This is a genomic window from Ideonella sp. B508-1, from assembly GCF_000333615.1.
Taxonomy (GTDB): Bacteria; Pseudomonadota; Gammaproteobacteria; order Burkholderiales; family Burkholderiaceae_C; genus Ideonella.
Window position 1 is genome coordinate 1 of the sequence record NZ_BADL01000335.1, and the last position, 9,838, is coordinate 9,838.

10 protein-coding genes, 1 tRNA gene and 1 pseudogene are annotated in these 9,838 nt (G+C 65.2%); all 12 read right to left on the reverse strand.

Features of this window, described 5'->3' with window-relative positions; all coding sequences use genetic code 11:
- Positions 1-445: NADH-quinone oxidoreductase subunit H (locus I73_RS14540; protein ID WP_022981281.1), on the reverse strand; the 445-nt coding region annotated here is incomplete at its 3' end.
- Positions 446-465: 20 nt separating this feature from the next.
- Entirely contained in the window at positions 466-2,778 is a 2,313-nt protein-coding gene (nuoG, locus tag I73_RS14545) for an NADH-quinone oxidoreductase subunit NuoG (RefSeq protein ID WP_022981282.1), read from the reverse strand.
- Positions 2,779-2,794: 16 nt separating this feature from the next.
- A pseudogene (gene nuoF, locus I73_RS14550) lies at positions 2,795-4,142 on the reverse strand (NADH-quinone oxidoreductase subunit NuoF).
- Between the two features lie 2 nt (positions 4,143-4,144).
- Positions 4,145-4,642, reverse strand: a complete 498-nt coding sequence (nuoE, locus tag I73_RS14555; protein ID WP_022981284.1) for an NAD(P)H-dependent oxidoreductase subunit E — start codon at positions 4,640-4,642, stop codon at positions 4,145-4,147.
- The gene (locus I73_RS14560; protein WP_022981285.1) at positions 4,639-5,892 is read right to left on the reverse strand and encodes an NADH-quinone oxidoreductase subunit D; all 1,254 of its coding nucleotides are present in this window, start codon (positions 5,890-5,892) and stop codon (positions 4,639-4,641) included. The genes nuoE and I73_RS14560 overlap by 4 nt, the downstream gene beginning before the upstream one ends.
- 15 nt (positions 5,893-5,907) lie before the next feature.
- Positions 5,908-6,507, reverse strand: a complete 600-nt coding sequence (locus I73_RS14565) for an NADH-quinone oxidoreductase subunit C (protein WP_022981286.1) — start codon at positions 6,505-6,507, stop codon at positions 5,908-5,910.
- A 16-nt stretch (positions 6,508-6,523) separates the two neighbouring features.
- Complete coding sequence (locus I73_RS14570; RefSeq protein ID WP_022981287.1) at positions 6,524-7,000, reverse strand: NADH-quinone oxidoreductase subunit B family protein; 477 nt, start codon at positions 6,998-7,000, stop codon at positions 6,524-6,526.
- A 68-nt stretch (positions 7,001-7,068) separates the two neighbouring features.
- Positions 7,069-7,428, reverse strand: a complete 360-nt coding sequence (locus I73_RS14575; protein ID WP_026096758.1) for an NADH-quinone oxidoreductase subunit A — start codon at positions 7,426-7,428, stop codon at positions 7,069-7,071.
- Positions 7,429-7,581: 153 nt separating this feature from the next.
- Positions 7,582-7,666, reverse strand: a tRNA-Leu gene (locus I73_RS14580).
- 121 nt (positions 7,667-7,787) lie between these two features.
- Positions 7,788-8,135 (reverse strand): preprotein translocase subunit SecG, encoded by a 348-nt coding sequence (gene secG / locus I73_RS14585; RefSeq protein WP_022981289.1) that lies wholly within the window; start codon positions 8,133-8,135, stop codon positions 7,788-7,790.
- A gap of 44 nt (positions 8,136-8,179) precedes the next feature.
- Positions 8,180-8,887 (reverse strand): triose-phosphate isomerase, encoded by a 708-nt coding sequence (tpiA, locus tag I73_RS14590; RefSeq protein ID WP_022981290.1) that lies wholly within the window; start codon positions 8,885-8,887, stop codon positions 8,180-8,182.
- Positions 8,888-8,953: 66 nt separating this feature from the next.
- A partial coding sequence (locus tag I73_RS14595) for an NAD(P)H-quinone oxidoreductase (protein ID WP_022981291.1) occupies positions 8,954-9,838 on the reverse strand: 885 nt, incomplete at its 5' end.

A 9,838-nucleotide genomic window follows, 5' to 3' on the forward strand; every position in this document is an offset into this window, starting at 1 on the left:
TCGAGTTGGAGGCCCAGCCGGCAATGATCACGCCATAGACCTCGAGCGAGGTGATGGCCATCAGGAACAGCAAACCAGCGTTGATGTTGGCCAGCGCCACATCAGGACCGAAGGGAATGACCACCCACGCGGCCAGCGCCGGCATGATGGTCATGATGGGCCCCAGGAAGAACAGCCCCTTGCTGGCGGCGGTCGGGCGGATGATCTCCTTGAAGATCAGCTTCACGGCGTCGGCGATCGGGGTGAGCAGACCGAAAGGCCCCACGCGGTTGGGGCCCGGACGGATCTGCGACCAGCCGATGGCCTTGCGCTCCCAGAGGGTCAGGTAGGCCACGCAACCCAGCAGGGGCAGCAGCACCACCACGATCTTGATCAGCGACCACACGACGGGCCACAACAGGCCGCCCATCAGGGCCAGCCCGGCTTGGTAGATGTTGTCGATCATGTGAGTTCCTACCCCTGGCCTCAGGCCGCCTCGACGGCGATCGCGCCGAACATCGCACCCAGGCCGGCCGTGTCTGCGTGACCGGCCGGCACACGCACCACGTTCGCCGCCAGAGAGGCATCTTCACGGGCGGGCAGCACCACGGATGCCGACCCCTGAGACACGCGAACCTTGGCACCGGCGCTCAAGCCCAGTTGCTTCCACAACGCGGTGGGCAGGCTGGCCGCCGGCGCCTGGGCATCGCGGGTCAGCTGCAGCGAGGTCGAGCGACGGACCAAGCTGTCAGTGCTGTAGATGGGCACATCGGCAACGCGCTGCAGCCCCGCCGCCGGAGCGACCAGATTCACGGCCTGCGCAATGCCATTGTTCAGACGGGCCGGAATCGCAGAGACGTCGCCAAGGGCTTCGGCACGAACTTCTTCGACGGTCTCCTGTTCGAAGCCCTGCAGCCCCAGCAGATTGCCCAACACGCGCAGCACCTTCCAGGCCGGACGGGTGTTGCCCTTGGTCTGCACCACGCCGTGGAAGGACTGGAGGCGGCCTTCGGCATTGACGAAGGAGCCGGCCGTCTCGGCGAAGGGCGCGATGGGCAACATCACGTCAGCGTTCGGCACCACGGCGTCCTTGAACGAGGTCAGCGCGACCACCAGGCCCGAGCCCTCCAGCGCGGCCTGGGCCGCGGCAGCATCCGCCGCATCCAGCACCGGCTCGGTGTTCAACAGCAGCAGCGCCTTCATCGGCTGAGACAACATCTGGCCCGCGTTCAGGCCGCCTTGGGCCGGCTGTGCACCCACCAGCTGCGCGCCCACCGTGTTGGCGGCCTCGGTGAGATAGCCCACGGTGGCGCCGGTCTGGGCAGCGATCCAGTTGGCCAAGGCCAGCAGCGAGGAAGCCTGCGGATGCTGGGCTGCGGCATTGCCCAGCAGGATGGCCGCCTTCTGGCCAGACAGCAGTGCATTGGCCACGGCCTCGGCCTCGGCGGACACCAGCGCGGTCGCAGGCGCGCTCACGCCCTTGGCCGTGGCCACATAGCCGGCCACATCGGCCAGGGCCTGCACCCAGTCCATCGGTGCGGCGGTGACAGTGCCCGCCAGCGGCATGGCCCAGTCGTCATGCACGGCGTTCAGGCTGAAGACCAGAGCGCCATGGCGCACGGCTTGGCGAAGGCGTTGCGCAAAGAGCGGATGGTCCTTGCGCAGGAACGAACCCACCACGAAAGCGCGGTCCAGGCCCGAAAGCTCGGCGATCGGCATGCCCAGCCAACGCACGCCCTGCCCTGCCGTGAAATCGGCGTGGCGCAGGCGGTGGTCGATGTTGTCGCTGCCCAGGCCACGCACCAGCTTGGCCAGAAGATGCAGTTCTTCCACCGTGCTGTGGGCAGAGCCCAGGGCCCCGATGCCGGCAGCACCGAACTCAGCCTTGACGCGCTTGAGCCCGTCGGCGACATAGCCCAGCGCGGTGTTCCAGTCCACCGACATCCACTGGCCACCCTGCTTGATCATCGGGGTGGTCAAACGCTGTTCGCTGTTCAGGGCTTCGTAGCTGAAACGGTCACGGTCAGCCAGCCAGCATTCGTTGACGTCCTCGTTCTCCAGCGGAACGACGCGCAGGACTTGGTGGTTCTTGACCTGGACGATCAGGTTGGCGCCGGTGGAATCGTGCGGGCTGACGCTCTTGCGGCGCGACAGTTCCCAGGTGCGGGCGCTGTAGCGGAAGGGCTTGCTGGTCAGGGCGCCGACCGGGCACAGATCGATCATGTTGCCCGACAGCTCCGAGTCCACCGTCTGACCGACGAAGGTCGTGATCTCGGAATGCTCACCGCGGTTCTGCATGCCCAGCTCCATCACGCCGGCCACTTCCTGGCCGAAACGCACGCAGCGGGTGCAGTGGATGCAGCGGCTCATCTCCTCCATGGAGATCAGCGGACCCACGTTCTTGTGGAAGACCACGCGCTTCTCTTCTTCGTAGCGCGAGGCGCCACCGCCGTAGCCCACCGCCAGATCCTGCAGCTGGCACTCGCCACCCTGGTCGCAGATCGGGCAATCCAGCGGGTGGTTGATCAGCAGGAATTCCATGACGGACTTCTGCGCCACCACGGCCTTCTCGCTCTTGGTGCGCACCACCATGCCCTGGGTGACGGGCGTCGCGCAGGCCGGCATCGGCTTGGGCGCCTTCTCCACGTCCACCAGGCACATGCGGCAGTTGGCCGCGATGGAGAGCTTCTTGTGATAGCAGAAGTGCGGGATGTAGGTGCCAGCCGCATCGGCCGCATGCATCACCATGCTGCCTTCGGGTACCGAAACCTTCTTGCCGTCGAGTTCGATTTCCAACATATCGTGTGTGCCCCGCTCAGACGTAGGCCGGGACCTTGCAGGTCTTGTGTTCGATGTGGTGCGCGAACTCGTCGCGGAAATGCTTCAGCATCCCGCGCACCGGCATCGCGGCGGCATCGCCCAGGGCGCAGATGGTGCGACCCATGATGTTGCCGGCCACGCTGTCCAGCAGTTCGAGGTCCTCGGCACGGCCATGACCGTTCTCGATGCGGTCCACCACGCGCCACAGCCAGCCCGTGCCTTCGCGGCAGGGCGTGCACTGGCCGCAGGACTCGTGCGAGTAGAAGTAGGACAGACGCAGCAGGCTCTTGACCATGCAACGGGTCTCGTCCATCACGATGACCGCGCCGGAGCCCAGCATCGAGCCGGCCTTGCTGATGGAGTCATAGTCCATCGTGCAGTCCATCATGATGGAGGCCGGCAGCACCGGTGCGGACGAACCGCCCGGGATCACCGCCTTGAGCTTCTTGCCGCCCTTCACGCCGCCGGCGAGTTCCAGCAGCTTGGAGAACGGCGTGCCCATCGGGATCTCGTAGTTGCCCGGGCGCTCCACGTCGCCGACCATCGAGAAGATCTTGGTGCCGCCGTTGTTGGGCTTGCCGCATTCGAGGTAGGCCTGGCCGCCGTTGCGGATGATCCAGGGCACCGCCGCGAAGGTCTCGGTGTTGTTGATGGTGGTGGGCTTGCCGTACAGGCCGAAGCTGGCCGGGAACGGCGGCTTGAAGCGGGGCTGACCCTTCTTGCCTTCGATCGACTCCAGCAGCGCGGTTTCTTCGCCGCAGATGTAGGCGCCGAAACCGTGGTGGGCATGCAGGTTGAAGCTGAAACCACTGCCCAGGATGTTGTCGCCCAGCAGGCCGGCCGCGCGGGCCTCGTCCAGAGCTTCCTCGAAACGGTCGTAGACCTCGAAGATTTCGCCGTGGATGTAGTTGTAGCCCTGGCTGATGCCCATCGCGTAGGCGGCAATGGCCATGCCCTCGATCACGATGTGCGGGTTGTAGCGCAGGATGTCGCGGTCCTTGCAGGTCCCGGGCTCGCCCTCGTCGGAGTTGCACACCAGGTACTTCTGACCCGGAAACGCGCGGGGCATGAAGCTCCACTTGAGGCCCGTCGGGAAGCCGGCGCCGCCGCGGCCACGCAGGCCGGAGGCCTTCACCTCGGCGATCACCTGGTCCTGCGTCAGACCTTCGCCACCGTCCTTGCCGAGGATCTTGCGCAGGGCCTGGTAACCACCGCGCGCAAGGTAGTCCTGCAGGCGCCAGTTGCCGCCGTTCAGACCGGCATAGATCTGGGCGCCGATGTGACGGTCATGGAAACAGGTCTCGAGGCCCGGTGGCCTGGAAACGGGAGAGATCCAGTGCCATGGTCAGGCCGCCTTTCCTGCTTCCGAGCGGATCAGGTCGATCATCTCGTCGAGCTTCTGGTTGCTCATGTAGCTCAGCATCTGGCGGTCGTTCACCAGCATCACCGGCGCGTCGGCACAGGCCCCCAGGCATTCGCACTTGGCCACGGTGAACAGGCCATCCGCAGTGGTGCCCCCATCCTCCACACCCAGCTTCTCGCACAGGTGCTCCAGCGCCTGCTGGCCATTGCGCAGCTGGCACGGGAGGTTGGTGCAGACGTTCAGCTTGAACTTGCCGACCGGCTGCTGGTTGTACATGTTGTAGAAGGAGGTGACCTCGTGCACTGCGATCGCGGGCATGCCCAGGTACTCGGCGATCTGGGCCTCGGCCTCGGAGGACACCCAGCCCTGCTCCTGCTGCACGATGGACAGGCAGGCCATCACGGCCGACTGCGCCTGCTCCTTGGGGTACTTGGCCACTTCCTTGGCGAAGCGGGCCTTGGTGGCGTCAGAAAGTGTCATCGATCGATCTCGCCAAACACGATGTCCATGGTGCCGATCACCGCAACGGCGTCGGCAATCATGTGGCCGCGCGCCATTTCATCCAGCGCGGCAAGGTGGGCAAAGCCCGGGGCGCGGATCTTCAGGCGGTACGGCTTGTTGGCGCCGTCACTGACCATGTAGATGCCGAATTCGCCCTTCGGATGCTCGACGGCGGCATAGGCCTCGCCTTCGGGCACGTGGAAGCCTTCGGTGAAGAGCTTGAAGTGATGGATCAGCTCTTCCATGCTCGACTTCATCTCGACCCGCTTGGGCGGCGCCACCTTGTGGTTGTCGGTGATCACCGGGCCCGGGTTGGCACGCAGCCAATCCACGCACTGCTTGATGATGCGGTTGGATTGACGCATCTCGGCCACGCGCACCAGATAGCGGTCGTAGGTGTCGCCGTTCTTGCCCACCGGCACGTCGAAGTCCATGTTGGCATAGACGTCGTAGGGCTGGGTCTTGCGCAGGTCCCAGGCCACGCCGGAGCCGCGCAACATCGGGCCAGAGAAGCCCATGTTCAGGGCACGTTCGGGCGAGACCACGCCGATGCCGACTGTGCGCTGCTTCCAGATGCGGTTGTCCGTCAGCAGGGTCTCGTAGTCGTCGACGTTCTTCGGGAAACGCGCGCAGAAGTCGTCGATGAAATCCAGCATCGAGCCCTGGCGGTTCTCGTTGAGCTTCTTGATCGCACGCTCGTTGCGAATCTTGCTGGCCTGGTACTGCGGCATGGTGTCCGGGAGATCGCGGTAGACACCGCCCGGACGGAAGTAGGCCGCGTGCATGCGGGCACCCGACACGGCTTCGTACAGGTCGAACAGATCCTCGCGCTCGCGGAACGCGTAGATCAGGATGTTCATCGCCCCGCAGTCGATGCCGTGCGCGCCGATCCACAGCAGGTGGTTCAGCAGCCGTGTGATCTCCGAGAACATCACGCGGATGTACTGGGCGCGCAGCGGTACCTCGATGCCCAGCAGCCGTTCGGTGGCCAGGCAGTAGGCGTGCTCATTGCACATCATCGACACGTAGTCCAGCCGGTCCATGTAGGGCAGCGACTGGATGAAGGTCTTCTGCTCGGCCAGCTTCTCGGTGGCACGGTGCAGCAGACCGATGTGCGGGTCAGCGCGCTGGATGACTTCGCCGTCCAGCTCCAGCACCAGGCGCAGCACGCCGTGCGCGGCCGGGTGCTGAGGGCCGAAGTTCAGGGTGTAGTTCTTGATGTCTGCCATGACGGGTTCCCGGGCTCAGTGCAGGCCGCCGTAGTTGTCTTCGCGGACCACGCGCGGGGTGATCTCACGCGGCTCGATGGTCACCGGCTGGTAGACCACGCGGCGGGTTTCGGCGTCGTAGCGCATCTCGACATGGCCGGAAACCGGGAAGTCCTTGCGCATCGGATGGCCGATGAAGCCGTAGTCCGTCAGGATGCGGCGCAGGTCCTGGTGCCCTTCGAAGATGATGCCGTACAGGTCGAAGGCCTCGCGCTCGAACCAGTTGGCCGAGTTCCAGATGTCATTGACCGAGGCCACCATCGGCAGATCGTCGTCCGGCGCAAAGACCTTCAGACGCACGCGCCAGTTCAGCGACACCGACAGCAGGTGGGTCACGACCACGAAGCGGAGCCCTTCCCAGGGCTCGTTGCGGTAGGCGGACATGTCCATGCCGCACAGGTCGATCAGTTGCTCGAACTGGAGGCGGGGATCGTCATGCAGCGCCTTGGCCACACCCAGGTAGTCCGCGGCCTTGACCGTGATGGTGATCTCGCCGCGCTCGCGCTGGAGGCGCTGGAGGCGCTCACCCAGCACGTCCGTCAGGGCGGCTTGCAGGTTATCGAGTTTCTGCGTCATGTGTGGACGTCCGCGATCAGCGGGCAATGGTGTTTTCGCGCCGGATCTTGGCCTGCAGCTGCAGGATGCCGTACAGCAGGGCCTCCGCGGTGGGCGGGCAGCCGGGAACGTACACATCCACCGGCACGATGCGATCACAGCCGCGCACCACCGAATAGCTGTAGTGGTAGTAGCCACCACCGTTGGCGCAGGACCCCATGGACAGAACCCAGCGCGGCTCGGCCATCTGGTCGTAGACCTTGCGAAGGGCCGGGGCCATCTTGTTGCACAGCGTACCAGCCACGATCATCAGATCGGACTGACGAGGACTGGGGCGGAACAACATGCCGAACCGGTCGATGTCGTAGCGCGCCGCTCCGGCGTGCATCATCTCGACCGCGCAACAAGCCAGACCAAAGGTCATGGGCCAGAGCGAGCCCGTCTTGGACCAGTTCACCAGCTTGTCGACCGAGGTGGTGACAAAGCCTTCCTTCAGAATGCCTTCATTACCCATGTGTGTGTGCTTCTCGCTGTGGTCGTGACACTCCCAAGGGAATGCCGCCTCGAACACCCGGCCAGGGATCACTCCCAGTCGAGAGCGCCCTTCTTCCATTCGTAGGCAAAGCCGACCACCAGGATCGACAGGAAAACCATCATCGCCCAGAAACCTGACGCCCCGATGTCCCTGAGAGACACCGCCCAAGGAAACAGGAAGGCGATTTCCAGATCGAAGAGGATGAACAGGATCGCCACGAGGTAGTAGCGAACGTCGAACTTCATCCGCGCGTCCTCGAAGGCTTCGAAGCCGCACTCGTAAGGAGAGTTCTTCTCGGCGTCCGGCCGATTCGGGCCCAGCAGAAAGCCCAGCACCTGCGGGGCAACCCCGACAAGCGATCCGACCAGAATGAAGAGAATGACGGGGAGATAAGGTTGCAGGTCCATGGTCGGCAGGTTCCAGCAGTCGTCAAAAGCGCATCCGGACATGAAAAAGGCGCGCCTCCTGAGGCTTTTGCCCCCAGGCACTGCGCGCCCAGCCTTCCCCGATGACCTCAGGGCGCTCGGCAGGGCTCCGGATGAAGGCCCTGCCGATGAATCTGGTGCCGACGGCGAGACTCGAACTCGCACAGCTTTCGCCACTACCCCCTCAAGATAGCGTGTCTACCAATTTCACCACGTCGGCGTGGTTCAGTCCTGTCCAGGGTCTGTCCAGTTTGCGTGAGGTTTTGCTCACCGAACAGCCATTGATTCTAGCCTGAAAAATGACTTAACTCATCTTTCCAGCAGTCCATTCGGACAGATTGTCAGTTCGACGCACCAGAAGCAGGCACCTGACCTGCCGTCGGGATCTGCGGCACCGCCGGAGCGGCCTTTTCCAGCACGCTGCCCGTGTCCGCAGGCTGGACACGCGACACGCTGTTCGACATGAAAGCCAAGCCCAGCGTGGCCAGGAAGAACACCGTGGCGCACACCGCCGTGGTCCGCGACAGGAAGCTGGCACTGCCGGTGGCACCGAACAGGCTGCCCGAGGCCCCACTGCCGAACGAGGCCCCCATGTCGGCCCCCTTGCCATGCTGCACCAGCACCAGGCCGATCATGACGATGGCGGCCACCATTTGCAGCACCACCAGCAGGTTCATCCAGATATGCATGAATTCTTACTCCAAGGATTGATGTGTACGACGTCGGACCGCGATCAGCTGGCCGCCCGACAGATCGCCACGAAGTCTTCCGCCTTCAGGGCCGCGCCGCCGATCAGACCGCCATCGATGTCGGGCTGGGCAAACAGGCTGGCCGCGTTGTCCGGCTTCACGCTGCCGCCATAGAGCAGCACCATCGCGTCGGCCCGGGGCGTGGCCGCCTTCAGCTGAGCCCGCAGCACGGCATGCACCGCCTGCGCCTGCTCCGGCGTGGCCGTGCGGCCCGTGCCAATGGCCCAGACCGGCTCGTAGGCCACCACCATCTCGCCCACGCAGTGGGCCAGCTTCTGGATCACGACCGACAGCTGACGCTTGACCACCGCCTCGGTTTCACCGGCATCGCGCTGCGCCAGCGTCTCGCCCACGCAGACGATGGGCGTGATGCCACGGGACAGGGCCGCCTTGGCCTTGTCGGCCACGACCGAGTCCGACTCGCCATGGTAGGCGCGGCGCTCGGAGTGACCGACGATGGCGTAGCGGCAGCCGAACTCGGCCAGCATGCCCGCGGACACTTCCCCGGTGTAGGCACCCTGCTCGTGCGCCGAACAGTCCTGCGCACCCCAGCGCAGATCACCACCAGCCAGCGTCACCGCCGTCTCCGACAGGTAGGGGAACGGCACGCAGACGGCCACATCGCAAGCGAAGGGACGCGCACCGACGATGCCCGCCAGCAGCTCGGCATTGCCCTTGTGGCTGCCGTGCATCTTCCAGTGCCAACCACCACCTGCGTCGCATGGAACCTCTCTTGTCTCTCGATTCTTCTGCGGCCTTCAGGCCGCCCAGTCCAGCACGATCTTGCCGACGTGCTGGCTGGATTCCATCAGCGCATGCGCCTGCGCCGCCTGCGCAGCCGGGAACACCCGCTCGATCACCGGCTTGATGCGACCGGCAACCAACAGCGGCCAGACCTTCTCGCGCAACGCCGCGGCAATGGCCCCCTTGAAGGCCACCGGGCGAGGACGCAGCGTCGACCCGGTGATCGTCAAGCGACGTCGCAGCACCTCGCCGGCATTGAACTCGCTTTTGACGCCGCCCTGCACAGCGATGATCACGATGCGACCGTCGTCGGCCAGACAGGCGACCTCACGGGCCACATAGTCGCCGGCCACCATGTCCAGCACCACGTCGGCACCGCGGCCCGCCGTGAGGCGCTTGACCTCCTCGACGAAGTCGTGGGTGCGGTAATTGATGGCATGGTCGGCGCCGAGGGCCACACAGGCCGCGCACTTGTCGTCGCTGCCGGCAGTGACGATCACGGTCGCACCCAGGGCCTTGCCGAGCTGGATGGCCGTAACGCCAATGCCACTGCCCCCACCTTGCACCAGCAGGGTCTCCCCCGCCTGCAGACGCCCGCGGTCGAACACGTTCGACCAAACGGTGAAAAACGTCTCGGGCAGGCTGGCTGCCTCGATCAGGCTCAGGCCCGCCGGCACCGGCAGACACTGGGCCAGCGGCACCACGCACAGCTCGGCATAGCCGCCGCCAGCCACCAGACCACACACCGAATCGCCCAGGGCAAAGCCGGCGGCGGCCAGTTCGGCGGCATCGCCTGCGACGATCTCACCCGAAATCTCCAGACCGGGCAGGTCGGAGGCGCCCGGCGGGGGCGCGTAGGCGCCCTTGCGCTGCAGCACATCCGGACGGTTCACGCCAGA

Bases quoted from the DNA above. Each gene is read 5' to 3' on its own strand.
- nuoG (WP_022981282.1), bottom strand. From the start codon at position 2,778: ATGTTGGAAATCGAACTCGACGGCAAGAAGGTTTCGGTACCCGAAGGC.
- nuoE (WP_022981284.1), bottom strand. From the start codon at position 4,642: ATGACACTTTCTGACGCCACCAAGGCCCGCTTCGCCAAGGAAGTGGCC.
- I73_RS14560 (WP_022981285.1), bottom strand. From the start codon at position 5,892: ATGGCAGACATCAAGAACTACACCCTGAACTTCGGCCCTCAGCACCCG.
- I73_RS14565 (WP_022981286.1), bottom strand. From the start codon at position 6,507: ATGACGCAGAAACTCGATAACCTGCAAGCCGCCCTGACGGACGTGCTG.
- I73_RS14570 (WP_022981287.1), bottom strand. From the start codon at position 7,000: ATGGGTAATGAAGGCATTCTGAAGGAAGGCTTTGTCACCACCTCGGTC.
- I73_RS14575 (WP_026096758.1), bottom strand. From the start codon at position 7,428: ATGGACCTGCAACCTTATCTCCCCGTCATTCTCTTCATTCTGGTCGGA.
- secG (WP_022981289.1), bottom strand. From the start codon at position 8,135: ATGCATATCTGGATGAACCTGCTGGTGGTGCTGCAAATGGTGGCCGCC.
- tpiA (WP_022981290.1), bottom strand. From the start codon at position 8,887: ATGCACGGCAGCCACAAGGGCAATGCCGAGCTGCTGGCGGGCATCGTC.